Source organism: Sulfuritalea sp. (assembly GCF_031426875.1).
In the GTDB taxonomy this organism is placed as follows: Bacteria; Pseudomonadota; Gammaproteobacteria; order Burkholderiales; family Rhodocyclaceae; genus Sulfuritalea.
The window spans coordinates 12,777-38,497 of the sequence record NZ_JASJPC010000058.1; the positions used below are offsets into that span (position 1 = coordinate 12,777).

Here is a 25,721-nt window from a genome sequence, read left to right on the forward strand (position 1 = left end):
CAAGCGCTCAGAGGAAGCCTTCAAGTTTCAGCAGGAACTCCTTGCTGTCGATACCGCCGGCGTAGCCGGCCATGCTGCCATCGGCGCCGATCACGCGATGGCAGGGCAGGACGATACCGATCGGGTTCCTGCCGTTCGCCGCGCCGACCGCCCGCGCCGCGTTCGGCCGCCCGATCGCGAAAGCTTGCTGGCGATAGCTGCGCGTCTCGCCGAACGGAATCGCGGCGAGAAAGGCCCAGGCCTGCTTCTGAAATGCCGTGCCCTGTGCCGCCAGCGCAACGCCGAAGCGGCGCAGGCGGCCGGCAAAATAATCATCCAGCTCGCGCCGCAACTGGTTCAGCACTGCGTCGTGCGGCCCGGGCACCCAATCGGACCGAATTTCCGGCAGGTATTTTCCGGCGCGCATATGCACATCGGTGATCGCCTCGCCGCTGCCCGCCAGCAAGAGTTCGCCCAAGGGCGATTGATGCCATTGATAATATTTTGTCATCGCTGCTCCTTCGCTCGTTCGACCGTTTCCAGTTTGCGCCAGGCATGCAGCACGGCATAGCTGCGCCACGGGCGCCACGCTTCTGCCATCGCGTCGGCCGCGCGCTGGCCTTGCGTGGTGTTCGGCAGTTGCAGGGCGCCCAGCAAAGCCACGTCCTGCGGCGGCCAGGCATCGGGCCACGCCAGCGCGCGCATGGCGATGTAATGGGCGGTCCACGGACCGATGCCGCGGATGCGGCGCAAGCTCTCGATCGTCTCTTCCGCTTCGCAGGCAGGGCCCAGCACCAGCGTGCCGGCAAGCATCGCGCAGGCAAGCGCGATCATCGCGTCGGCGCGCTGACCGACGATGCCGAGGCGGGCGATCTCGTCGCGCCGCAATGCCGCCACGCGTGACGGCAACGGAAAAGCCCGCGTCAGATCCGCAAACGGTGTTGCCACCGGTTCGCCGTAGGCCTCGACAAAACGGCTCGCCAATGTGCGTGCCGCCTTCACGCTCACCTGCTGGCCGAGGATCGCCCGCAACGCGAGTTCGAACGCGTCGAATGCGCCGGGCAGACGCAATCCCTCGGCACCCTGCGCCAGCGCTCCGAGCACGGCGGCGATTTCCTGCGGATCGGCGCCGACATCGAAGGCCTGGCGGGTAAGCGACAGCAATTCCTGGCTCGCGGCGGCGAGCGTCGCGGAAAAACGCAATTGCAATGCGTGCCGCTGCGGAACCTGGCTCACTTCGAGCCAGCCGATCGTCGCGGGATTCGACGCGACCCGGACGACGCGGCGATAGGCAGCTTCGTCGACGCATTCGACGCCCGGCATCGCCCGCATGCCGAAGAACGCCAGCAGGCGCGGGAAATCGTAAGGCGGCCGGTACGGCAGGATGAAACTCAGCGCATGCTCATCGACGGCGGCATCATGCTTACCGCCTTCCTTGCGCAGCCGTGTCGGGCTGAAGCCGTAACGTTGCGCGAACAGCGCATTCATGCGCCGGACGCTGGAAAAACCGCTGGCAAATGCGACATCGACAACCGGCAGCGGCGTATCGGTCAGCAGCCGCTTCGCCAGCAGCAAGCGATGCGTCTGCGCATACTGAATCGGCGCGACGCCGAATTCCGCGGCGAATATCCTGCGCAAATGTCGGTCGCTGACGCCGATACGCCGCGCGACGGACGCGAGATCGACATCCGTGGCGATGCCGTCCTCGATCATCCGGGCGGCAGTCCGCGCCAGCTTTGCGCTTGCTTCGGTCGCCGCGAAACCGGGAGCGAGTTCGGGCCGGCAACGCAGGCAAGGACGAAATCCGGCCGCTTCCGCCGCGGCGGCGCTCGGATGGAAAGTACAATTTTCGGGTTTCGGCAAACGTACGCGGCAAATCGGACGGCAATACACGCCGGTGGTCGCAACGCCGACGAAAAAATGCCCATCGAAACGCGCATCGTGCGCTTTCATCGCCTGGTAGCAGGCCCGGGGATCGAGCTGTGTGAATTGCATGGCTGCAGTTTAGCCACGATAGGCGCGGAAACTCGCCGTTTTCGGCCCTCATGATCGGGGCCGGCGCGGACGACGCCCGGTTGGTTCAGGCAGCTTTGCCGATCTTCTTTCCGTTGCGGCGTTTCGCCGCGAGTTCGCGCTGCAATTCGCCGCGGACCACATCCAGCTCAGCCAGCATCGTCTCGATGTTAAGTCGCCGCGTATCGAGTTCCGTCATTGCTTCGTCGATGCGCCCGATCAGGTAATCGAGCTGCTTCGCGTGACCTTCGCCATGATCGCCGTACAAGGACAGGATGTGCTCGATTTCCGCCAGCGACATGCCGACCGCCCGTCCGCGCTGGATCAGCCCCAGCCGCACCCGGTCGCGCCGCGAATAGGCGCGGCCGCCATTGATCCGGCGCGGCGCGAGCAGGCCCCTATCCTCGTAAAAACGGATCGCGCGCAGCGAAATGCCGAACTCGCGCGACAGTTCGGTGATGCCGAACAATTCGCCGTCCGCCGCCGGACGATGGCTGGCGACAAACGCCGCCGCATTCTTCGTTGCAACTCTGCCTGGCTTCGTCACGCGCCGCTATCCTTTGCGTCCGTTATCGATCGATGGTGCGCCGCCATCCTAGCAAGTGCTATTCGCGCATTCAAGATAATTCTTTCCTTAACGCAATCATGTTGACGTTAACGGAAGCTGCCGGTAGCATCGTCGCGAACTTGCCGATTCGGAATGGCGATGCGCGAAGGAGTGCCGATGAGCAGCAGCAAGCATTACAGCAGCGTGTTACGCGCCGGCTTGTTCGCCGACGAAGTGCATTGGGTCACCGGCGGCGGCAGCGGCATCGGCCGCTGCGTCGCCCACGAACTGGCCTCGCTCGGCGCCAACGTGATCCTGACGGGCCGCAGCGCCGACAAGCTGCAACGGGTGGCTGCCGAGATCGCCGAAGACGGCGGCCGCGCCGAGATTGCCGCATTCGACATCCGTGACGAAGATGCGCTGAAGAATGCCGTGCAGCAAGCGGTAACACGCCACGGACGCATCCACGGCCTGGTCAATAACGCCGGCGGCCAGTTTCCTTCGCCGCTCACCGCCATCAGCAAGAAGGGTTTCGAGACGGTGCTGGCCAACAACCTGACCGGCGGCTTCCTGATGATGCGCGAGCTTTACTTGCAATCGATGCAGACCCACGGCGGCGCCATCGTTAACATGACCGCCGACATGTGGAACGGCATGCCCGGCATGGGCCATTCGGGTGCCGCGCGCGCCGGCATGGCGAACCTGACCAAGACCGCCGCCGTGGAATGGGCGGCCAGCGGCGTCCGCGTCAATGCCGTCGCGCCGGGCTGGATCGCCTCGGCAGGGCTCGATACTTACCAAGGTCCGGTGCGCGAAATGATTCCGCGGCTGAAGCAGCATGTGCCGCTGCGCCGCCTCGGCACGGAATCCGAAGTCAGCGCGACGATATGCTTCCTGCTGTCGAAAGGCGCTTCCTTCATCACCGGCGTCACGCTGGCGATCGACGGCGGCGCGCCGCTCGACACGCCGCTGTTCCCGATTCCCGACCACCGACGTGCCGAAGCATTCGATGGCTTCCATCGCAGCGTGATGCCCGACGTGCTGAAGGAAACCTGATGCCACCGCTGAGATCGGCCATCGATACCGGCTCGGCCGCCTTCGCTGCCAACGTCGCGCGCATGTCCGAACGGCTGGCCGAGGTGCGCGCTCTCGAACAGAAAGTGCGGGACGAGTCGGCTTCCAAGCGCGACAGGTTCGAAAAACGCGGCCAGCTGCTGCCGCGCGAGCGCGTCGCGCGCCTGATCGACCGCGGCAGCGATTTCATCGAGTTCGCGACGCTGGCCGGCCTCGGCATGCACGACGACGACGGCGACAAGTCGGTGCTCGGCGGCGGATCGATCATCGGCATCGGCACGGTCAGCGGCAAGCGCTGCGTGGTGATGGCCAGCGACAGCGCGATCAAGGGCGGCACGATTCCGCCGATGGGCCTCAAGAAGAGCTTGCGCGCGCAGGAGATCGCCCGCGACAACCGCTTGCCGCTGATTTACCTGGTCGAGAGCGGTGGCGCCAACCTGATCTATCAGTCGGAAATCTTCATCGAGGGCGGCCGCAGCTTCGCCAACCAGGCGCGGCTGTCGGCCGCGGGGATTCCGCAGATCGCCATCGTGCATGGCGCTTCCACGGCCGGCGGCGCCTACCTGCCGGGACTGTCCGACTACGTGATCCTGGTGCGCGGACGTTCCAGCATTTATCTCGCCGGCCCGCCGCTGGTCAAGGCCGCGATCGGCGAGGAGGTCGACGAGGAAGCACTGGGCGGTGCCGAGACCCACGCCGGCGTCACAGGGCTGGGCGAATACCTGTGCGAGAACGACGCCCATGCGATCGCCATGGCGCGCGAAGTCATGGACAAGTTGAACTGGGATTCGGCGGGCGCCGGCCCCTGTTCGGGGCCCTCGGCCGCTTTGCACAGCGGCCGACCGGCGTCGGCGCAGAGCAGTGCTCTGCGAACTCCCGACGCCGTACCGCCAGCGCCAACTTTCAAACAAGCTTGTTATCCGGCCGAGGAACTATTGGGTCTCGTCCCCGCCGACGAGCGCGAACCTTACGACGTGCGCGAAGTCATCGCGCGTCTGGTCGATGCTTCCGACTTCCTCGAATTCAAGGCCACCTACGGCAGCGACACGATCTGCGGCCACGCCCGCCTGCACGGACATACCGTGGGGATACTCGGCAACAACGGCCCGATCCAGCCCAATGGCTCGACCAAGGCCGCGCAGTTCATCCAGCTCTGCGACCAGAGCGACACGCCCTTGATCTTCCTGCAGAACACCACGGGCTACATGGTCGGCTCGGTCGCCGAACGCGCCGGCGCGATCAAGCACGGCTCGAAGATGATCCAGGCCGTGGCCAACGCCCGCGTGCCCAAGCTCACCATCGTCCTCGGCGGCTCCTACGGCGCCGGCAACTACGGCATGTGCGGCCGCGGCTTCGACCCGCGCTTCATCTTCGCCTGGCCCTCGGCTCGCACCGCCGTGATGGGCGCGGCGCAGGCCGCCAAGGTCATGGAGATCGTCGGCCGCGCCAAGCTCGAACGCGCCGGCCAGCCGGCCAACGAAGCGGCGCTGGCAGCCATGAGCGAAGGCCTGCGGCTGCGCCTGGAACAGGAATCGACCGCGCTGTTCGGCACCGCACGCATGTGGGACGACGGCATCATCGACCCGCGCGACACACGCCGCATCCTCGGACTCTGCCTCGATATCGCCGCCGAAGGCGCGGCGCGCACACTGCGGCCGAATACCTTCGGCGTCGCCAGGCTTTAGCCGGAATGTTGCATCAATTCTGGCCAAGCCCCGTAGGAGCGAGCTTGCTCGCGAAGCATGCGGCCGACGTACCGCCGAAGCTTTTCGCGAGCAAGCTCGCTCCTACGGGGAGGGCGGCATTTTTTGGGAAATTTTCGGGCTAGAAAGGAGCAACAGCCATGCAATTCACCGCCGAACACCGCCAGCTCGCCGACACCGTCAGCCGCTTCGTGCGCGAGCAGCTCAATCCGCACGTCGCCAAGTGGGAAGAGGCCGAGCAGTTTCCTTCGCACGAGGTGTTCAAGAAGCTCGGCGACCTCGGCTTGCTCGGGCTCAAGTATCCGGCCGAGTATGGCGGCCAGGAGCTGGATTTCTCGTATTCGATGGTCATGGCCGAGGCGCTCGGCGATTGCGCCTGCGGCGGCGTGCCGATGGCCATCGGCGTGCAGACCGACATGTGCACACCGGCGCTGGCGCGCTTCGGCTCCGAAGCGCTGAAGCAGGAGTTCCTTGTCCCGGCGATCGCCGGCGACCTGGTCGGCTGCATCGGCGTCTCCGAACCCGGCGGCGGTTCCGACGTCGCGGCGCTGAAAACCACGGCGCGCAAGGACGGCGGCGACTACGTAATCAACGGCAGCAAGATGTGGATCACCAACGGCATGCAGGCCGACTGGTGCTGCCTGCTGGCCAACACCTCGGAAGGCGCGCCGCACAAGAACAAGTCGCTGATCATGGTGCCGATGAACACACCCGGCATCAGCCGGCAGAAGATCATCAAGATCGGCATGGACGCCTCCGACACTGCGCAGATCTTCTTCGACGAGGTGCGCGTACCCCAGGCCAATGTCATCGGCCAGGAAGGCATGGGCTTCACCTACCAGATGCTGCAGTTCCAGGAAGAGCGACTGTGGGGCGCGGCGAGCAGCCTGCGCATGATGGACAACACGATCGACCAGACCATCGCCTACACGCGCGAACGCCAGGCTTTCGGCAAATCCATCCTCGACAACCAGGTGGTGCATTTCCGCCTCGCCGAACTGCGCACCGAGGTCGAGGCGCTGCGCGCCCTGACCTACCGCGCCGTCGAGGAATACGTGGCCGGCAAGGACGTGACGCGGTTGGCCTCGATGGCCAAGCTCAAGTGCGGCCGGCTCGACCGCGAAGTGGCGGACTCCTGCCTGCAGTACTGGGGCGGCATGGGCTACACCTGGGACAATCCCGTTTCGCGTGCCTGGCGCGACGGCCGTCTGGTGTCGATCGGCGGCGGTGCCGACGAGGTCATGCTCGGGATCATCGCCAAACTGGAAGGGACACTTCCTCGGCCATGAGCTTCAGCAAGATTCTGGTTGCGAATCGCGGCGAGATCGCCTGCCGCATCATGCGCACGGCGCGCACGCTGGGCTATCGCACCGTCGCGGTGTATTCCGACGCCGATGCCGGGGCGCCGCATGCAGCCATGGCCGACGAAGCCGTGCGCATCGGGCCGGCGTCGGCCGCCGAGTCCTACCTGAACATCGCTGCGCTGCTCGCGGCAGCGCGGAAAACCGGCGCAGATGCTGTCCATCCAGGTTACGGCTTCCTCAGCGAAAACGCCGGCTTCGCCCGCGCCTGCATCGAAGCGGGACTAGTCTTCATCGGCCCGCCGGCCGCAGCCATCGCCGCGATGGGCGACAAGGCCGGCGCCAAGCGGCGCATGGCCGCCGCCGGCGTGCCGACGGTACCCGGCTACCTGGGCGAGGACCAGAGCGACGCGACACTTGCGACCGAGGCGCAGAAGCTCGGCTACCCGCTGCTGGTCAAGGCCGTCGCCGGCGGCGGCGGGCGCGGCATGCGCCTCGCGCAGAACGCCGCCGAGCTGCCCGAGGCCCTGGCCGGCGCGCGGCGCGAGGCGCTGGCCGCCTTCGGCGACGCCACGCTGATGCTGGAACGCCTGATCCCACAGGGCCGGCACATCGAGATCCAGATCTTCGCCGATGCCCACGGCAATTCCGTGCATCTGGGCGAGCGCGACTGCACGACGCAGCGCCGCCGGCAGAAGGTGATCGAGGAAGCGCCCTCGCCCATCGTCACGCCGGCCATGCGCACAACCATGGGACGCGATGCCGTGGCCGCCGCGCTGGCCGTCGGCTATCGCGGCGCCGGCACCGTCGAGTTCATCGTCGACCGGGAACTGCGTCACTACTTCCTCGAAATGAATACGCGGCTGCAGGTCGAGCATCCGGTCACCGAAATGATCACCGGACTGGACCTCGTCGAATGGCAACTGCGCGTCGCAGCCGGCGAGCCGCTGCCGCTCAAGCAGGATGAAATCGTTTGGCGCGGCCATGCCATCGAGGTGCGGCTGTATGCCGAGGATCCCTACGCGGGCTTCGTCCCGCAGACCGGTCCGGTGCTGCATTTCCGGCCCGAGGCCGCATTGCGCACAGGCATCCGCATCGACGCCGGCATCGCCGAGGGCGGCGCCGTGTCGCCTTACTATGACCCACTACTGGCGAAAGTGATCGCTCACGGCCGCGACCGCAGCGACGCGATCCGCCGCCTGATGGCGGCGCTCGAAGACGCACCGCTGCTGGGCCTGCCGACCAACGGCCGCTTGCTGCGCGACCTCGTCGACCATGAAAGTTTTCGCGCCGCGCAAATGCACACGACGCTGCTCGACGAATGGGCGACTGACGGTGAAGACATCCTGCAGCGCCCGCAGCCGAGCGAGGCCGACTGGCAGCTTGCCGCAGCGCTGTTCGCCGGACAACCCGGCTGGCGCGCAGCAAGCGTCGCCGGCTTCGGCCTGACGCTGGCCTGCGGTGGCGAAACGCGCACGCTGCGCATTGAGTCCACGGATGACACAGGTAGGAGCGAGCTTGCTCGCGAAACAAGCGCCCATCGCCAGCAAGCTGGCTCCTACTACAACCGAGCGAATCGAAGTCCCGTAAGAGTTGGCGCTGGCTCGCCTTGCGTACCTGGAACGCCGCTTCGCGGGCAGGTAACGGCGATTGAATGGCGCATCGACGACAATGGCCGGCTGCGCTACACCATGGACGGCATCACGCGCCACGCCATCGTCCACCACGACGGCGATACGCTGCACCTGGCGCGCGAGGCCGCCGTCTTCGTCTTCCGCGAAGCTTCGCCCTTCCCCGCGACCAAGACCCGCCACGATCCGCTCACGGCGCGTGCCGCCGTCGCCGGTACCATCGCCCGACTGGAAGTCGGCGCCGGCGACACGGTGAGCGTCGGCCAGACCCTGGCCGTGATCGAAGCCATGAAAATGGAAATGCGCGTGACGGCGAATGCCGCCGGCACGGTCGCCGCGATCCGCGTCCTGCTCGGCCAGCAGGTCGAGGCCGGCGCCATACTGGTCGAACTCAGCATCGAGGAACTTCCATGCCTACCCACGACAAAGCCATCCTCACCTGCGCCCTGACCGGCGTACTGACCGATCCAAAACAGCATCCGGTGCCGGTCACGCCGGCGCAGATGGCCGCCTCGGCGCGCGAAGCCTATGACGCGGGTGCATCCATCATGCATGTGCATCTGCGCCAGCAGGAACCCGGCAAAGGCCATCTGCCCTCCTGGGACCCCGACGTCGCGGCCGAGATTGTCGACGCGATCCGCGCCGCCTGCCCCGGCGTCATCATCAACCTGACCACCGGCGTGATCGGCGCCGACATCGCCGGCCCCGCGGCCTGCATCCGCCGCGTCAAACCGGAGATCGCCGCCTGCAACGCCGGCACGCTGAACTACCTGAAGCTGCGCGAGGACGGCCGCTGGGCCTGGCCGCCGATGGTCTTCGACAATCCGGTGGAAAAGGTGCAGGCCTTCCTCGACGTGATGCACGAGACCGGCACCCGCCCCGAGTTCGAGTGCTTCGACGTCGGCATCGTGCGTTCAGTCGCCATGTACCAGAAGGCCGGCATGACGAACCAGGCCGAATACAACTTCGTCATGGGCGTGGCCTCGGGCATGCCGGTCGACGCCGACCTGCTGCAACTGCTGCTGCGCTGGATGGCACCGGGTTCGCCCTGGCAGGCCACGCTGATCGGCCGCCAGGAGATATGGCCGCTGCACCAGCGCGTCGCCGAACTCGGCGGCATGTTGCGCACGGGACTGGAAGACAGCTTCTACCTGCCCGACGGCAGCCGCGCCGCGGGCAACGGCGCGCTGATCGAAGCGCTGGCTGCCTGCGCGCGCAACGCGGGGCGAGAAGTCGCCAACCCGGCCGACGCGCGCGCCATGCTCGGGCTCCGCGCCGCCTGAGCAGATGCCATCGCGGCCCTGCCGCGCCCGATCGTCCCGGCACGAACCGTAACCCATCCTCCGCCTTCCGGCGGCGGCAGCGTCTTTACTTTACCCAGAAGATGTTGAGGTCTTAAAATAGGCCAATGAACTGAGGAACCACTGGCAGACCTCTTTCCGGAAAGGCCCTTTTGAACTGGCTCCCGGCCCTACTGGTAGCAAGACCTTGACGCCAAACGCAACGACACCGCCGCGAGAACGGCTCCATTGGGCGGTTCTGATGAACTACCGCAACCGTTCGGCGTCGTGGGTGATTTTGTTCCTTGTGGTGGCCGTCCACCTTTACCAACAGGCCGGCCCGTCGTGGGTTTGGGCGGCCCTGGTGCTGCAATTCCTGGTCTATCCCCACCTCGTATATTGGCGCGCACGGCTGGCCCGCGATCCGCTGCAGAGCGAGATCGGCAACATGCTGCTCGATTCGTTCTGCTTCGGCATCTGGTCGGCGGGCATGGGCTTCCCCCTCTGGATCGCTTTCATCTTCTTTGTCAGCGTCAGCATCAACCTGGCCGCCTTCGAAGGCGGCAAGGGCGTGGCGAAGGTCACGGCGGCCCATGCCCTGGGCATGGCGGTCGCCCTGCCCTTCGCCGGGCTGCGCTTCCTGCCCGACAGCAGCCTGGCCGTGGCCTTCCTGTCGATGTTCTGTTTGTTGACCTACCTGGTGATGTACGGCATAAGCACCCACCGCCGCACGCTCAAGCTGCATCAGGTGCGCGAGAAGCTGCGTGAAAACGAAATCGCGCTGCAATCCCAGTTGTTCGAAATCCGGCTGCTCCAGTCCCAGCTCAAGGAGCAGGTGGACCGCGACCACCTCACGGGGCTCTATAACCGCCGCTATCTTGCCGCCACCATCGACCGCGAACTGGCGCGATGCCTGCGCGACGGCTCGCCCCTGAGCGCGATGATGGCCGACATCGACCACTTCAAGCAGATCAACGACACCCACGGCCACCAGTTCGGCGACAAAGTCCTGGTCGCCGTGGCCGCGACCTTGAGCGATTCGCTGCGGGCAGGCGACATCGCCTGCCGCTACGGCGGCGAAGAGTTCCTGCTGCTGCTGCCCAACATGCCCCTGGACACGGCGAAAGCAAGAGCCGAGGAGATTCGGCACACGGTCGGCGCACTGTCGCTCGAAGTCGACGGTCGTCCCTTCTCGGTGCAAATTTCGGTGGGCCTGGCCGAGGCGCCGCGCGACGCCAACGATGCCGACACGCTGGTCAGGCGGGCGGATGCCGCGCTGTACCGGGCAAAGGCCGCGGGGCGCAACCGCGTCGAGATCAGCGCATGAGCCGGGGCCAAAGCCTTCGGCCAGATAAGCCCGCGAAATGCCCGCATCGATACCGCTTGCGGACCGTGGCGCAAGCCATGCTATCGTCGCCGGCATGAACCGCATACGCTCCGTCACCATCGACCTCGATGGCACTCTGCTCGACACCGTGCCCGACCTTGCCGCCGCCGCCAACGCGATGTTGCGCGAACTGGGCCGGCCGGAGTATCCGATGGCCACCATCGCGGCCTTCATCGGTCGCGGCATTCCCAAACTGGTCGCGCGCTGCTTGCCCGACCTCGACGGCGCTGCGATCGACGAAGCGCAGGTCGTGTTCCGCCGCCACTACGCAATCGAGAACGGCCGCCGCTCGCAACTGTTTTCCGGCGTGCTCGAAGGCCTGCAGGCCTTCCATGCGGCCGGCCTGCCGCTGGCCGTGATCACCAACAAGGCCACCGCCTTCACCGAACCGCTGCTGGTCGCCACGAACCTTGGAATCTGGTTCAATTTCGCCGTTTCGGGCGACAGCCTGCCGCACAAGAAGCCGCATCCCGCGCAACTGCTGCACGCCTGCCAGCGCCTGGGCACCACGCCCGCCGAGAACCTGCACATCGGCGATTCGCGCCACGACGCCGCCGCGGCGCGCGCCGCCGGCTGTCCGGTGTTCCTCGTGCCTTACGGCTACAACGAGGGCGAGGATGTGCAAGGAATCGACTGCGATGCTATAGTCGCGTCGCTGGCGGAGGCAGCGCGCCGTATCGCCAGCACCAACTTTCCCGGCACTGGCGCTGTGCGTCCCTAAAGGGAACTTTCGAAAGATCGCCTAAGCACCATGCTCCACCGCAACCTGCAAATGACAAGGAAACACGCCCTCGGGGCGGAGGCCTGGCCCTGGCGGCCCTGGCTCGCCTGCGCTATTTGAGCGCCTGATTTCCACCGCGCCGGAGTTTTCGATCCGCGCACTTTGTCCTTGCAGCACCCGTATCCGTGGAGTTTCCCCATGACCGAATCCGATTTCAACCGGCTCGCCGCCGAGGGCTATAACCGCATCCCGGTGACGCTCGAAACCTTCGCCGACCTCGACACGCCGCTGTCGATCTACCTCAAGCTGGCCAACGATCCCTACTCCTACCTGCTCGAATCGGTGCAGGGCGGCGAGCGCTTCGGCCGCTATTCCTTCATCGGCCTGGCCGCCAGCACTCGCATCGCCGTGGTCGACGGCGCCATCATGGTGCTCAGCGGTAATCGCGTCGCCGAGCGGCGCGACCACACCAACCCGATGAGCTTCATTTCCGAGTTCATGGCGCGCTTCAAGGTGCCCGACCTGCCGGGCCTGCCGCGCTTCTGCGGCGGACTGGTGGGCGCCTTCGGCTACGACACGGTGCGCTACATCGAGACCAAACTGGCGCAAAACAAACTGCCCGATCCGCTCGGCGTGCCCGACATCCTGCTGCTGCTGTCCGAGGAAATCGCCATCGTCGATAACCTCTCGGGCAAGCTCTCGCTGGTGGTGTATGCCGAACCGGGCTTCCCCGGCGCCTGGAAACAGGCGCAGGCAAGGCTCAGGGAGCTGCTGGTGAAGCTACGCGCGCCGGTGGCAATTCCGCCGGAAGTGCAGACGCAATCCGCGCCCGCCGTTTCGGAATTCGGCGAAGAGGAATTCAAGGCCGCCGTGCGCCGCGCCAAGCAATACATCGTCGATGGCGACATCATGCAGGTGGTGCTCTCGCAGCGCATGAGCAAGCCCTTCGCGGCGAGTCCGCTGGCGCTCTACCGCGCGCTGCGCACGCTGAATCCCTCGCCCTACATGTTCTATTTCAACTTCGAGGATTTTCACGTCGTCGGCGCCTCGCCGGAGATCCTGGTGCGGCTCGAACATCAGGACGGACAGAAGCGCGTCACCGTGCGGCCGATCGCCGGCACGCGCAAGCGCGGCGCCACGGCCGCCGAAGACGAGGCGCTGGCCGCCGACCTGCTGGCCGACCCGAAGGAGCGCGCCGAGCACCTGATGCTGCTCGACCTCGGCCGCAACGACATCGGCCGCGTTGCCAAAACCGGCACCGTGAAAGTCACCGACCGGTTCATCATCGAACGCTACTCGCATGTGATGCACATCGTCTCCAATGTCGAGGCCGAACTGAAGGACGACGAGGGTGCGCCCGGCGTGCTCAAGGCCACCTTCCCGGCCGGCACGGTGTCCGGCGCGCCGAAAGTGCGGGCGATGGAAATCATCGACGAACTGGAACCCTCGAAGCGCGGCATCTACGCCGGCAGCGTCGGCTACCTCGGCTTCAACGGCGACATGGACCTGGCCATCGCGATCCGCACTGCGGTGATCAAGGACGGGCAGATTCATGTCCAGGCCGGCGCCGGCATCGTCGCCGACTCCGATCCCGATTCGGAATGGCAGGAAACGCTGAGCAAGGCGCGGGCGCAACTGCGCGCCGCCGAGATGGCCGAAGCCGGACTGGATACGCGTTTCGACTAGGGAAATATATGGCCCCCACACTCACTATGTTCGCTGCCCCCCAAGGGGGCTATGCCTCCCTCGGGACGGCCCTTCGGGAGTCATCGCCATGCTATTGATGATCGACAACTACGACAGCTTCACCTACAACCTGGTGCAGTATTTCGGCGAACTCGGCGAGGACGTGCGCGTCTATCGCAACGACGCGATCACGCTGAAGGAAATCGCCGCGATGAACCCGGCGCGCATCGTGATCTCGCCCGGTCCCTGCTCGCCGGCCGAAGCCGGCATCTCGGTGGCGACGATCAGGGAATTCGCCGGCAAGATCCCGTTACTCGGCGTCTGCCTTGGACACCAGAGCATAGGCGCGGCCTTCGGCGGCGAGATCGTGCATGCCAAGCAACTGATGCATGGCAAGACCTCGGCGGTTTTTCACGAGGGCAAGGGCGTCTTCGCCGGCCTGCCCAATCCGCTGACCGTGACCCGCTACCACTCGCTGGCGATCCGCCGCGACACGCTGCCGGCGTGCCTCGAAATCACGGCCTGGACCGAAGACGGCGAAATTATGGGTGTGCGCCACCGCGAACTGAATGTCGAGGGCGTGCAATTCCACCCCGAATCGATACTGACCGAATGCGGCCATGAGCTGCTTAAAAATTTCTTGAAGGAAGCCTGATCATGATCACGCCACAAGAAGCGCTCCAGCGCACCATCGAACACCGCGAAATCTTCCACGACGAAATGCTGCACCTGATGCGGCAGATCATGAAGGGCGACATCTCGCCGCTGATGGTCGCCGCCATCCTTACCGGCCTGCGCGTGAAGAAGGAAACCCTCGGCGAGATTTCCGCCGCTGCCATGGTCATGCGCGAACTGTCGACCAAGGTCGACACGCCGCACAACCCGCACTTCGTGGACATCGTCGGCACCGGCGGCGACGGCGCGCACACTTTCAACATTTCCACCGCCTCGATGTTCGTCGCCGCCGCGGCGGGAGCGACGGTGGCCAAGCACGGCAACCGCAGCGTGTCGTCGAAATCCGGCTCGGCCGACGTGCTCGAAGCGCTCGGCGCCAAGATCACCCTGAGCCCGCAGCAGGTCGGCGAATGCATCGAGACCATAGGCTGCGGCTTCATGTTCGCGCCCAACCATCATCCGGCGATGAAAAACGTCGCCCCGGTGCGGCGCGAAATGGGCGTGCGCACCATCTTCAACATCCTGGGCCCCTTGACCAACCCGGCCGACGCACCTAACACCCTGATGGGCGTGTTCCATCCCGACCTGGTCGGCATCCAGGTGCGCGTCATGCAGCGCCTGGGCGCCGATCACGTCATGGTGGTCTGGGGCAAGGACGGCATGGACGAGATATCGCTGGGCGCCGCGACCCTGGTCGGCGAACTGAAGGACGGCAAGATCACCGAATACGAAATCCATCCGGAGGATTTCGGCCTGGCCATGGTCTCCAACCGCAGCCTGCGTGTTGCCGACGCGGCCGAATCGAAAACCATGCTGATCGAGGCGCTGGAAAACAAGCCCGGCACGGCGCGCGAGATCGTCACGCTGAATGCCGGTGCCGCGCTCTACACCGCCAACCTGGAAGCCTCGATAGGCGCCGGCATCGCCCGCGCACGCGAGGCGATCGTCAGCGGCGCGGCGCGCAAGAAGCTAGCCGAGTTCGTCGCCTTCACCTCGAAGTTCGCCTGATGTCGGACATTCTCAGAAAGATCCTCGCCGTCAAGCGCGAGGAAGTGGCGGCGGCTTCCGCTGCCAAACCGCTGGCGGTCGTCCGCGCGGCAGCCGAAGCACAGCCGGCAGCGCGCGATTTCGTCGGCGCGATAAGGGCAAGAGTTGGCGCTGGCGACACGGCAAAATGCGCGGCGGTGATCGCCGAAATCAAGAAGGCCAGTCCCTCGAAAGGCGTGATCCGTCCCGACTTCCGCCCGGCTGAAATCGCCGCCGATTACGAAAAGCACGGCGCCGCCTGCCTCTCAGTGCTGACCGACCAGCCCTTCTTCCAGGGCTCGGAAGCCTACCTGCGCGAGGCGCGCGCCGCCTGTTCGCTGCCGGTACTGCGCAAGGATTTCCTGGTCGATCCCTACCAGGTCTATGAAGCCCGCGCCATGGGCGCCGACGCGATCCTGCTGATCGTCGCCGCACTGTCGCTGTCGCAGATGCAGGAGATGGAAGCCATTGCCCAGGCCTTGGGCATGGGCGTGCTGGTCGAATGCCACGACGCCGCCGAGCTGGACATCGCGCTGCAACTGACGACGCCGCTGATCGGCATCAACAACCGCAACCTGCGCACTTTCGAAGTCAGCCTCGACACCACGCTGTCTCAACTCGGCCGCATTCCCGCCGGGCGCATCGTGGTGACCGAATCAGGCATCCTCGCCCCGACCGACGTCGCGTTGATGCGCAGCCATGGCGTGCATGCCTTCCTCGTCGGCGAGGCCTTCATGCGCGCTCCCTCGCCGGGCGCGGAACTCGCCAGACTTTTCGCTTAGGCGCAGCTGTTGCCGGTCGATTCCGGCACGCCCAGCTTCTTCAGGATCGAATCCAGCGGACAGAATTTGGTGAAGCCGCTCTGGAACAGGTTGGCGCCGACGAAGGCGGTGAACCATAGCCAGGACAACTGGCTCATGTCGACCTGGCCTGTGGCATACGCGGCCGCGAGCGAAGCCATGATGAAAAAGCCGGCGACGATGCGGACGATTTGATTGACGGTCATTTGTAGTGCTCCTTGATGGGGGTTTGAGGTTCAGGCCGGCTGGATTCGATATTGCGTTTGGCTGCTGTAGGAGCCAGCTTGCTGGCGATGCGCGGGTGTTTCGCGAGCAAGCTCGCTCCTACGGGACTCCAATTCGATTTTTCATCGCGGCGTAGTACAGCACCGGGATCACCACCAACGTCAGCAGGGTGGAGACGAAGATGCCGAAAATCAGCGACAGCGCGAGGCCGGCAAAGATCGGGTCGTCGACGATGAACAAGGCGCCGAGCATGGCCGCCAGCCCGGTCAGCACGATCGGCTTGGCGCGGATCGCCGCAGCCTGGATCACGGCTTCGGCGAAGTCCATGCCGTCGGCGACCTGTTCATTGATGAAGTCGACCAGCAGGATCGAGTTGCGCACGATAATGCCGGCCAGCGCGATCATGCCGATCATCGACGTGGCCGTGTATTGGGCGCCGAACAGCGCGTGGCCGGGCATCACGCCGATGATGGTGAGCGGAATCGGCGCCATGATGACCAGCGGCACCAGGTAGGACTTGAACTGCGCCACGACCAGCAGGTAGATCAGGATCAGGCCGACCGCATAAGCGGCGCCCATGTCGCGGAAAGTCTCGAAGGTCACTTGCCATTCGCCGTCCCATTTCAGCGAGTATTGCGCGTAGGGATCCTTGGGCTGCTTGAAGAAGTATTCGCCCAGCGTGCCGCCCTGCGGCAATGCAATCCCGGCCAGCTTGTTGCGGATGTCGAACATGCCGTAGAGCGGCGAATCGAGCTTGCCGCCCATGTCGCCGGTGACGAAGACGACCGGCAACAAATCCTTGTGATAAATGACCTTCTCGCGCAGCGTGCGCTTGACCTCGACCACTTCCGAGACGGGCACCAGGGTGCCGTCGCGGCCGCGCAGCTTGAGCTTGAGCAACTGGTCGATGCTGTTCTGGCGCTCGGCCGGCAGCACGATGCGCACCGGTATTTCGTATTTCGCGTCGCCGTCATGCACGGGCGTCACATCCTCGCCGGAGAGGCCCATGCGCACCACCTCGACGATGTCCTTCTGCGCCACGCCGAGCAGCGCCGCCTTGGCCTGGGACACGCGCAGCACCAGCTTGTCGGCGTCCTCGTCGACGGTATCGTCGACGCCGATGATGTCTGCCGTGCTTTCGAATGCGGCGCGCACCTGCTTGGCCACCGCAATCTGACCGGCGTAATCCGGACCATAGATTTCGGCGACGATCGGCGACATCACGGGCGGGCCGGGCGGCACTTCGACCACCTTGACATTGCCGCCATGCTTTTTCGCCACAGCCACCACGCGATCGCGCACCGACACGGCGATCTCATGGCTCTGCCGATCGCGGTGCTTCTTGTCGACGAGATTGACCTGGATGTCGCCCATTTCCGGCGCGCTGCGCAGGTAGTACTGGCGCACCAGGCCGTTGAAGTTGATCGGGCTGGCGGTGCCGGCATAGGCCTGGTAGTCGGCGACTTCCGGAACTTGCGCGATCTCGGCGGAGATTTCGCGCAGCACTTTCGCCGTTTCCTCGAGCGGGGTGCCGACCGGCATGTCGAGCACGATCTGGAACTCGCTCTTGTTGTCGAAGGGCAGCATTTTCAGCACCACGAGCTTGAACAAGCCGAGGCTGACCGAGGCCAGGATCGCGACCAGGATGCCGATCCACAGCTTGCGCCGCGCGGCCCTGCCGGTACGCGGATCGAGCAGCGGCGTCATCAGGCGGCGGAAGAAGCGGTCGAGCTTGCCCGTCAGCGGATCGGCGTGTGCACCGCCGCCGTGGCCGGCCGGCTTCATCATCTTGAGCGCCAGCCAAGGGGTGATGACGAAGGCGATCGCCAGCGAAATGAACATGCCCATCGAGGCATTGATCGGGATCGGGCTCATGTAGGGGCCCATCAAGCCGGTGACGAAAGCCATCGGCAGCAGGGCTGCGATCACGGTGAAGGTAGCGAGTATGGTCGGCCCGCCGACTTCATCGACGGCGGGCGGGATGATCTGCCACAGCGGCTTGTCCGGCTCCAGCAAATGCCAGCGATGGATGTTCTCGACCACCACGATCGCGTCGTCGACCAGGATGCCGATGGAGAAGATCAGCGCGAACAGCGAGACGCGATTCAGCGTGAAGCCCCAGGCCCAGGAAGCGAACAGCGTTGCCGCGAGAGTCAGGGTCACCGCGGTGCCGACGATCACCGCCTCGCGCCGGCCCAGCGCGAACAACACCAGCAGCACGACGAAGGCCGTGGCGAAGACCAGCTTGCCGATCAACTTCTGCGCCTTGTCGGTCGCCGTCGCGCCATAGTTGCGCGTGACCGTGAATTGGACTCCTTCGGGGATCACCGTGCCCTTGAGCGCCTCGGCGCGAGCGATCACGGCTTCGGCGACATCGGCGGCATTGACGCCGGGCTTCTTCGACACCGACAAGGTCACCGCCGGAAACTCTGCCTTGCGGTCGCCGTGCCAGACATAGCGCGACGGCTGGTCGGCGCCGTCGACGACCTGGGCGACGTCGGCCAGATACACCGGCTTCTTCTCGAAGACGCCTACCACCAGGCGCTTCACGTCGGCCGCGGACTCTATGTAGGTGCCGGTCTGCACCAGGATCTCGCGGTTGCCGGCAACCAGCGCGCCGCCCGGCTGCGAGGCGTTCGACACCTGCAAGGCGGCCTTCAGGTCCTGCGCGGTGATGCCGTGCGCGTTCATCCGGTCGGCGTCCATGACGACGCGGATGACATGGCCGGGACCGCCGATGGTGGCGACATCGCGCGTGCCGGCGATGCGCTTCAAGTCGATCTCGGCGGCGCGCGCCACCTGCTGCATCTCGAAGGCCGACTTCGCGGGATCGGAACTGTGGAAGGTCAGCGTGACGATGGGCACGTCATCGATGCCCTTGGGCTTGACGATCGGCTCCATGACGCCCAAGTTGGGCGAGAGCCAGTCGCGGTGCGAATTGATCGTGTCATAGAGGCGAACCAGCGCCTGGATCGGGTCCTCGCCGACCTCGTACTGCACCGTGATCACGGCCATGCCGGGGCGCGAGACGGAATAGACGTGCTCGATGCCGGCGATGCGCGACAGCACCTGCTCGGCCGGGCGCGCCACCAGCGCCTCGACATCGCGCGCCGACGCGCCCGGGAAGGGCACGAAGACATTCGCCATGGTGACGTTGATCTGCGGTTCTTCCTCGCGCGGCGTGATCAAGGTCGCGCCGATGCCCAGCAGCAGCGCGATCAATGCGACCAGCGGCGTCAGCGAATTCCTGAGAAAGTATTCCGCAATGCGACCCGATATCCCCACTATGACCTCATCTGAAACTACCGAAAAAATACCGGCGCAAGGATGCGGAGGCAGCAGGGAGTCAGGGTCCGTTTCGGTCAGGCCTCTCCTTGTCTATCCGCGGTGTTCTCGTCCTTGCGCCGGCAGCCTGCTTACTTGTCCTTCAACTTCATGATGCCCAGCGAATTGAGCACCATCTTCTCGAAAACATGCTCGCTGGTGCCCTTCTTGATCTTGCGCATGTAGAACTTCTCGAAGGCGATCTTGGCCAGGTGCACCCATTTGCCCTGGGAGAACCAGCTCACGTTGCGCGGCGGAATCTGCGGCAGGGCGACGAAAGCCGCGCCGTTGTCGCCGAAGTCGGCCAGGCACACGGCATTCCACGTCGCCTTGTGGCTCGGCTCCTTGCCGTCCAGCGCTTCGCGGATGTTATGCACGGTGGCATTGACCATCGACTCGATCATGTAGCCGGTCTTCGGCGCGCCGGTCGGCACCGGAGTTGCCTCCACCGGCGGAATGGCGACACAGACGCCGACCGAGTAGATGTTCTTGAACTTCGGATTGCGCTGGAAGGCGTCGATCAGGATGAAGCCGCGCGGATTGGTCAGACCCTCGATGCCGATGACGGCGTCGATACCCTTGAAAGCCGGCAGCATCATCGAGTACTTGAACTCGAGCACATGTTCCTTTTTCGGCGTGCCGTCGTCATTGTGTTCCGTGACGTACATCTTGCCGGCCTCGACCTTGGTGGTCTTGGCGTTGCAGATCCATTTGATGTGGCGGTCGCGCATGACGGATTCCATCAGTCCCTTCGAGTCGCCCACGCCACCCAGGCCGAGGTGCCCGATGTAGGGTTCGGCGGTGACGAAGGTCATCGGCACCTTGTCGCGGATCTTGCGCCGACGCAGATCGGTATCCATGATCATGGCGAACTCGTAGGCCGGACCGTAGCATGAAGCCATCTGCACCGCGCCCACCACGATGTGGCCCGGGTCCTTGACGAATTCCTGCCAGGCGACCTCGGCCTCGACCGCATGATCGACGTGGCAAATCGAATGCGTATGTCCCTTCGGTCCCAGGCCTTCGACTTCCTCGAAAGCCAGCTTGGGCCCGGTGGCGATGACGAGATAGTCGTAGTCGATGCTGCGACCGTCGTCGAGCTCGATCTGGTTCTTGTCCGGATGGACCCGCTTGGCGCCGACCGGGATGAAGTCGACGCCTTTCTTCGCCAGCAGGGGGGCGATTTCCACTTCGATCGCATCGCGCTTGCGCCAATCGACGGCAACCCAGGGATTCGAGGGCGTGAAGTGGTGCTTCGGATTATTTGAAATCACCGTCAGCTTGTCGCCGGAACGCAGCAGTTCGCGCATTTCATACGCAGCAGGCATGCCGCCGATGCCGGCGCCGAGAATTACGATGTGAGCCATGGTTTCTCCTCCTGATTGTTCTTGTGAAAAAGAGACCAATTATCGAACCACGTCGCTGACATGGTCATTACTCCCGCGATTGCAGGCATGACTAAAATTTATGGGGTCAGTGGGCGGCCAGGGTCTTCAGGTCGATGCCGGTTTTCAGCGGCACCAGACTGACCCGCTCGCCGGAATTGAGGCCGGCCAGCACTTCTAGTTCTCCGCCCGCCATCGACTCGCCGAGACGCACCTGGCGCAGGCTCGCAGCGCCCTTGTCGTCCAGCACATAGACCGCGGTCACCTCGCCGCGGCGCAGGACCGCCGCCGCCGGCACGGTGAGCTTCTTGGCCTGGCCGATGGTGAAATGCGCCCGCGCGTACAAGCCGGGTACCACGCCTTCCAGGTTTTCCGGCAGGTAGAGCCGCGCCGTAGCGGTGCGGCTGCGCGCGTCCACCGTCGGCAGGATTTCGACCCGCTGCACGTCGATCCACTTTCCGGTTTCGGGGAACTCGACGCGGGCGCGACCGGCCTTTCTGAGTTCGGCAAGCTTGTATTGGGGCAGGCTGGCAATCACGCGCATGCCCTTGGGGTCGAACAGCGTAATCAGCGGCAGCCCCGGCGTCGCCATCTCGCCAGGCTCGACATGGCGTTGCGCCACCACGCCGGCGATGGGGGCCGTCACCACGCCATGCGATGCGCCGGCCCCGGTGGCGGCGGCCGCACCCTGGGCAGCCTTGAAGGCAGCCGCGGCCTGATCGAGCGCGGCCTGGCTGATGAATTTCTGGGTATGCAGGTTTCTGCTCCGTTCATAGGCGGCACCGGCCTGCGCCAGCGTGGCCCGGGCGCTGGCGTCGGAACCCGCAGCTTCGCGCGCATCGAGACGCATCAGAAGTTCGCCCTGTTTCACGCGCTGCCCGGCATCGACACGAACCTCAAGCACGCGGCCGGGAATTTGAGCGGCCACCGTGGCCTGGCGCACGGCTTCGACCGTCGCTTCGACCGGGAAACTCAGATCGACATCATGCAATTGCACCAAAACACTGTTCGCCACGGCGTCGGCAGCGAAAGACCTGCTCGCCGGCACCAGGCCGGCGAGCGAGGAAACAAGGGCCGTCAGGAGGAGGAGAAGACCCTTGTGGAGGAAACGCGTATTTGGCTGTGTCATCGTAAATATCAGTATATGCTTATATTCGAAAAAATCAAGCAGCGTAGCCAGAAGTTTCTGGCAAATGCGCCGTCCCTGGCTCTGCGCCTCGCTTCGCCGGAAATGCATCGAACCAAACCCATTTCAACTTCAACTGTTGCGAAATTCGATCAATATCATGAACTTGTCGCCTGCCAGCGCGAACTGTCACGCATCAAGGACTTTCCACCCGATGTCGGGCATGGTCCGCGCTCACGATAAATTCTATCGATGGATCAATAGCCAAAAGGGGAGAAAAGTATGGAGAGAGAAAGTTACATAAGCTTGCGCAAACTTGGACTGATCGTGGCGCTGACGCTGCCACTGAGCGTGGCCAGCGCCCAGGATCAGGCCAAACCCGGCGTGACCGACACCGAGATGAAATACCAGGCTGGCGACTCGCCGCTGGGCAAGGTGGAAATGCACCAGAACATCAATCCCAAGGCGCCGCCGATGACCAAGGCCGAGTTCGAACAGGCCAAGGAAATCTACTTCCAGCGCTGCGCCGGCTGTCATGGCGTGCTGCGCAAGGGCGCCACCGGCAAGCCGCTGACCACGGACAAGACCCTGGCCTCCGGTACCGAATATCTCAAGGTCTTCATCAAGTACGGCTCGCCCGCGGGCATGCCGAACTGGGGCACTTCGGGCGAACTGACCGACCCCCAGGTCGACCTGATGGCGCGCTACGTGCAGCAGGAACCGCCGACACCGCCGGAATGGGGCATGAAGGAAATGCTCGCCTCGCAGAAGGTCAGCGTGCCGCCGAGCCAGCGCCCGACCAAGAAGATGAACAAGCTTGATCTGGCCAACCTGTTCTCGGTCACCTTGCGCGACGCCGGCGAAATCGCCCTGATCGACGGCGCCAGCAAGAAGATCGTGAAGATCCTCAAGACCGGCTACGCGGTGCACATTTCGCGCATGTCGAAATCCGGCCGCTACCTCTATGTGATCGGCCGCGATGCCCGCATCAACCTGATCGACCTGTGGATGCCGGAACCGACCAATGTCGCCGAAATCAAGGTCGGCCTCGAAGCGCGCTCGGTGGAGACCTCCAAGTACAAGGGCTTCGAGGACAAGTACGCGATCGCCGGCACCTACTGGCCGCCGCAGTTCGTGATCATGGAAGGCGATACGCTGAAGCCGCTGAAGATCGAATCGACCCGCGGCATGACGGTGGACACCCAGGAATACCATCCGGAACCGCGCGTCGCCGCCATCGTCGGTTCGCATTACAACCCGGAGTTCATCGTCAACGCCAAGGAAACCGGCAAGATCCTGGTGGTCAATTACAAGGACCTCAACAACCTCAAGGTCACCAGCATCAACGCGGCGCGCTTCCTGCACGACGGCGGCTTCGATTCCACCGGCCGCTACTTCATGGTCGCCGCCAACGCCTCGAACAAGATCGCCGTGGTCGACACCAAGGAAGACAAGCTGGCCGCGCTGGTCGACGTCGGCAAGATTCCGCACCCGGGTCGCGGCGCCAACTTCGTCCATCCGAAGTTCGGTCCGGTCTGGGCCACCAGCCATCTCGGCGACGAGACGGTGAGCCTGATCGGCACCGATCCGAAGAAGCACAAGGACCAGGCCTGGCGCGTGGTGCAGACGCTCAAGGCGCAGGGCGGCGGCTCGCTGTTCATCAAAACCCATCCGAAGTCGAAGAACCTCTGGATCGATACGCCGCTGAATCCGGAAGCCAAGGTCAGCCAGTCGATCGCCGTGTTCGACATCAACAACCTGGAAAAGGGCTTCGAAGTGCTGCCGATCGGCGACTGGGCCGGCATCAAGGACGACGGCGCGCGTCGCATCGTTCAGCCTGAATACAACAAGGACGGCGACGAAGTCTGGTTCTCGGTGTGGAGCGCCAAGGACAAGACCTCCGCACTGGTCGTGGTCGACGACAAGACGCGCAAGCTGAAGGCCGTGATCAAGGATCCGAAGCTGGTCACGCCGACCGGCAAGTTCAACGTGCACAACACGCAGCACGACGTGTATTGAGTCGGTCCACCTGCCACAAGTGAAACGGGGGCCCGCGGGCCCCCGTTTTTCATTATGTCTCCGCGGGACGCGGAGACGGTACCCCCTGGTGGGGTATGTCCGCGCCGGAGGCGCGGACGGTATCCCCCGGTGGGATGCTGCGGCGCGGAATTTACTCGCCGGGTCGGGCCGTCAGCGCATAGTCGGCCATCGCCGCAAGCACGGATTCCGCCTCGCCCACCGGCGCGGCGAGTTCGATGACCAGGCCTGGGTGACGGTCCATGGCATTCGCTGCCAGTTGCGGCAGATCCTTCTTCACATGGCTGCCGGCGGCCATGAAAATCGGCACCACGACGATCGCCGTTGCGCCTTGGTCCACGAGGCTGGCAACGCCCTCGTCGAAGCTCGGCCGCATCAGTTCGAGAAAGCCCGGCTCGACCAGGGCCTGCGGATTCCGCGCGAGAATCGCATCGCGAATGCGATGAAAAGGCTGCGCCCATTCCGGATTGCGGGCACCATGGCCATAGAGCAGGATTGCCTTCACTTCTCGTCCTCAGTTTTCCAGATGTTGCGGCAGCCGGTTTCCCGGACGAACAGCGTCGCGATCCATCCGGCGACCGCAGCAGCCGTCAATAACAGCATGCCGTTGCGCCAGTCGCCCGCCGAATAAATACGCACGCCGGCCTCCATTCTGCCATCCCAGGTGCGCTCCATGAGCCAGCCGACCATCGGTTGCAGGATCGCCGGACCGAGAAAGATGCCGACATTGACCACGCTGGTGGCCATGCCGGAAAGCTGCGGCGGATTGACTTCCTTGGCGCTGGCCCAGGACAACGTGAAGCCGGCCGTGGCCAGGCCCATCATCAGGCACAAGCCATAGCTCGCCGCCAGCGGCAAGGCCCCATCGGCCCGCCAGGTCGCCCACAGCCAGACACCCCAACCGAGTACGTGCAGGCCGGAAACCGCCAGCGCCACCGACTTGCGCCGCCCCAATGCGTCGGAGACGCGGCCCCACAGCGCTGAGCCGATGGCAAAACCGAGGAAGTAAATGCTCACATGACTGGAGGCGACGGCGCGCGACATGGCGTGCATCTGGGTCAGGTAGGGCACCGCCCAGAGTCCGGCAAAGGCAAAGAAGGCGCCGGACAGCCCGGCGTTGGCGAAGAAGCCGGGCCAGGTCGCGCGGTTTTTCAGCACCGAAACGAGGCCGGACAGCCAGGCCGTGCGATCGACCTTGCCGGCCGGCGTTTCGATGACCCAGGCGCGGCTGGCGAAGGCCAGCGCGAAGGACAGCAGGCCGACCACGACGAAGACCTGGCGCCAGCCCGCAGCCTGCGTTGCCCAGGCCAGCGGCGCCCCGGCCAGGATCGAACCGAGATTGCCGATCAGCATGCACAGGCCGGTCAGCGTGGCGAAGCGGCGCTCGTCGAAACCGATCGCCAACAGTTTCAACATGGCGATGAAGGTCACCGAGACACCGAGGCCGACCAGGGTGCGACCGACGAATGCAAGTTCGAAACTCGGCGCCAGACCGAACAGGATCGCACCGACGCCGGCCACCAGCCCACCCCACCAGAGGATGCGGCGCGGCCCCAGGGTGTCGGCCAACACCCCGGTGGGAATCTGCATCAGCGTGTAGACGTAGAAGTAAGTAGCCGCCAGCGTGCCGAGCTGCGCGCCGCCGATGGCGAAGCTGACCTGCAGGTCGCCAGAGATCGCCGCCGGCGCGACGCGGTGGAAGAAGGACAGCAGGTAGGCAGCAATCGCCACCCCGAGGCCGAGCAGCACGGCCGGCCGGGTGGGATTCATCTCAGCCTCCTGCCGGGCCGCCCCAAGGGAG

General features: G+C 64.8%; 22 protein-coding genes and 1 pseudogene. 13 read left to right on the top strand and 10 right to left on the bottom strand.

Features of this window, described 5'->3' with window-relative positions; all coding sequences use genetic code 11:
- Nucleotides 1-7: 7 nt before the first annotated feature.
- The 4 genes and pseudogenes from RMO95_RS21005 to RMO95_RS21015 form a co-directional block, all read right to left on the bottom strand.
- The gene (locus RMO95_RS21005; RefSeq protein WP_310452637.1) at nt 8-490 is read right to left on the bottom strand and encodes a methylated-DNA--[protein]-cysteine S-methyltransferase; all 483 of its coding nucleotides are present in this window, start codon (nt 488-490) and stop codon (nt 8-10) included.
- Nucleotides 487-1,692 carry an AlkA N-terminal domain-containing protein gene (locus RMO95_RS21010; RefSeq protein WP_310452638.1) on the bottom strand — a complete coding sequence of 402 codons (1,206 nt, stop codon included), beginning with the start codon at nt 1,690-1,692 and terminating at the stop codon, nt 487-489. The genes RMO95_RS21005 and RMO95_RS21010 overlap by 4 nt, the downstream gene beginning before the upstream one ends.
- A gap of 72 nt (nt 1,693-1,764) precedes the next feature.
- Nucleotides 1,765-1,974, bottom strand: a pseudogene (locus RMO95_RS23155) (Ada metal-binding domain-containing protein); the annotation flags it as partial.
- 85 nt (nt 1,975-2,059) lie between these two features.
- On the bottom strand, nt 2,060-2,539 hold the full coding sequence (locus tag RMO95_RS21015) for a MerR family DNA-binding transcriptional regulator (protein ID WP_310452639.1): 480 nt from the start codon (nt 2,537-2,539) through the stop codon (nt 2,060-2,062).
- Nucleotides 2,540-2,716: 177 nt separating this feature from the next.
- Here RMO95_RS21015 and RMO95_RS21020 point away from each other — a divergent pair, with 177 nt between their 5' ends.
- The 11 genes from RMO95_RS21020 (at nt 2,717) to trpC (ending at nt 15,805) form a co-directional block, all read left to right on the top strand.
- A complete protein-coding gene (locus tag RMO95_RS21020; RefSeq protein ID WP_310452640.1) occupies nt 2,717-3,595 on the top strand; it encodes an SDR family oxidoreductase in 879 nt (292 codons plus the stop codon).
- A complete protein-coding gene (locus RMO95_RS21025; RefSeq protein ID WP_310452641.1) occupies nt 3,595-5,298 on the top strand; it encodes an acyl-CoA carboxylase subunit beta in 1,704 nt (567 codons plus the stop codon). Before RMO95_RS21020 ends, RMO95_RS21025 begins: the two co-directional genes overlap by 1 nt.
- Before the next feature lie 158 nt (nt 5,299-5,456).
- Complete coding sequence (locus RMO95_RS21030; RefSeq protein WP_310452642.1) at nt 5,457-6,605, top strand: acyl-CoA dehydrogenase family protein; 1,149 nt, start codon at nt 5,457-5,459, stop codon at nt 6,603-6,605.
- Complete coding sequence (locus RMO95_RS21035) at nt 6,602-8,698, top strand: biotin carboxylase N-terminal domain-containing protein (protein WP_310452643.1); 2,097 nt, start codon at nt 6,602-6,604, stop codon at nt 8,696-8,698. The genes RMO95_RS21030 and RMO95_RS21035 overlap by 4 nt, the downstream gene beginning before the upstream one ends.
- Complete coding sequence (locus RMO95_RS21040; RefSeq protein ID WP_310452644.1) at nt 8,659-9,531, top strand: 3-keto-5-aminohexanoate cleavage protein; 873 nt, start codon at nt 8,659-8,661, stop codon at nt 9,529-9,531. Before RMO95_RS21035 ends, RMO95_RS21040 begins: the two co-directional genes overlap by 40 nt.
- A gap of 259 nt (nt 9,532-9,790) precedes the next feature.
- Nucleotides 9,791-10,855, top strand: coding sequence for a diguanylate cyclase (locus tag RMO95_RS21045; RefSeq protein ID WP_310452645.1), 1,065 nt, complete (start codon nt 9,791-9,793; stop codon nt 10,853-10,855).
- Nucleotides 10,856-10,949: 94 nt separating this feature from the next.
- A complete protein-coding gene (locus RMO95_RS21050; protein WP_310452646.1) occupies nt 10,950-11,636 on the top strand; it encodes a phosphoglycolate phosphatase in 687 nt (228 codons plus the stop codon).
- A gap of 198 nt (nt 11,637-11,834) precedes the next feature.
- The gene (trpE, locus tag RMO95_RS21055) at nt 11,835-13,322 is read left to right on the top strand and encodes an anthranilate synthase component I (RefSeq protein WP_310452647.1); all 1,488 of its coding nucleotides are present in this window, start codon (nt 11,835-11,837) and stop codon (nt 13,320-13,322) included.
- Nucleotides 13,323-13,410: 88 nt separating this feature from the next.
- Nucleotides 13,411-13,977, top strand: coding sequence for an aminodeoxychorismate/anthranilate synthase component II (locus RMO95_RS21060; protein WP_310452648.1), 567 nt, complete (start codon nt 13,411-13,413; stop codon nt 13,975-13,977).
- A 2-nt stretch (nt 13,978-13,979) separates the two neighbouring features.
- Entirely contained in the window at nt 13,980-15,005 is a 1,026-nt protein-coding gene (gene trpD / locus RMO95_RS21065) for an anthranilate phosphoribosyltransferase (protein WP_310452649.1), read from the top strand.
- Nucleotides 15,005-15,805, top strand: a complete 801-nt coding sequence (trpC, locus tag RMO95_RS21070; protein WP_310452650.1) for an indole-3-glycerol phosphate synthase TrpC — start codon at nt 15,005-15,007, stop codon at nt 15,803-15,805. Before trpD ends, trpC begins: the two co-directional genes overlap by 1 nt.
- Here the strand turns inward: trpC and RMO95_RS21075 are convergent.
- From RMO95_RS21075 to RMO95_RS21090, 4 genes are all read right to left on the bottom strand, one after another.
- On the bottom strand, nt 15,802-16,029 hold the full coding sequence (locus RMO95_RS21075; RefSeq protein WP_310452651.1) for a DUF2892 domain-containing protein: 228 nt from the start codon (nt 16,027-16,029) through the stop codon (nt 15,802-15,804). The genes trpC and RMO95_RS21075 overlap by 4 nt on opposite strands.
- A gap of 118 nt (nt 16,030-16,147) precedes the next feature.
- The gene (locus RMO95_RS21080; RefSeq protein ID WP_310452652.1) at nt 16,148-19,333 is read right to left on the bottom strand and encodes an efflux RND transporter permease subunit; all 3,186 of its coding nucleotides are present in this window, start codon (nt 19,331-19,333) and stop codon (nt 16,148-16,150) included.
- 131 nt (nt 19,334-19,464) lie between these two features.
- The gene (locus RMO95_RS21085) at nt 19,465-20,739 is read right to left on the bottom strand and encodes an FAD/NAD(P)-binding oxidoreductase (RefSeq protein WP_310452653.1); all 1,275 of its coding nucleotides are present in this window, start codon (nt 20,737-20,739) and stop codon (nt 19,465-19,467) included.
- Between the two features lie 106 nt (nt 20,740-20,845).
- A complete protein-coding gene (locus RMO95_RS21090; protein WP_310452654.1) occupies nt 20,846-21,754 on the bottom strand; it encodes an efflux RND transporter periplasmic adaptor subunit in 909 nt (302 codons plus the stop codon).
- On the opposite strand from RMO95_RS21090, the gene RMO95_RS21095 reads away from it, so the two are divergent.
- Both RMO95_RS21095 and RMO95_RS21100 read left to right on the top strand, forming a co-directional pair.
- Nucleotides 21,743-22,126 carry a hypothetical protein gene (locus RMO95_RS21095; RefSeq protein ID WP_310452655.1) on the top strand — a complete coding sequence of 128 codons (384 nt, stop codon included), beginning with the start codon at nt 21,743-21,745 and terminating at the stop codon, nt 22,124-22,126. The two genes, RMO95_RS21090 and RMO95_RS21095, sit on opposite strands and share 12 nt — an antisense overlap.
- Before the next feature lie 63 nt (nt 22,127-22,189).
- Complete coding sequence (locus RMO95_RS21100; RefSeq protein ID WP_310452656.1) at nt 22,190-23,902, top strand: nitrite reductase; 1,713 nt, start codon at nt 22,190-22,192, stop codon at nt 23,900-23,902.
- A gap of 151 nt (nt 23,903-24,053) precedes the next feature.
- Here the strand turns inward: RMO95_RS21100 and RMO95_RS21105 are convergent, their stop codons facing one another.
- Together RMO95_RS21105 and RMO95_RS21110 are read right to left on the bottom strand one after the other, a co-directional pair.
- A complete protein-coding gene (locus RMO95_RS21105; RefSeq protein WP_310452657.1) occupies nt 24,054-24,425 on the bottom strand; it encodes a CbiX/SirB N-terminal domain-containing protein in 372 nt (123 codons plus the stop codon).
- Complete coding sequence (locus RMO95_RS21110) at nt 24,422-25,690, bottom strand: MFS transporter (protein ID WP_310452658.1); 1,269 nt, start codon at nt 25,688-25,690, stop codon at nt 24,422-24,424. The genes RMO95_RS21105 and RMO95_RS21110 overlap by 4 nt, the downstream gene beginning before the upstream one ends.
- Nucleotides 25,691-25,721 lie beyond the last annotated feature (31 nt).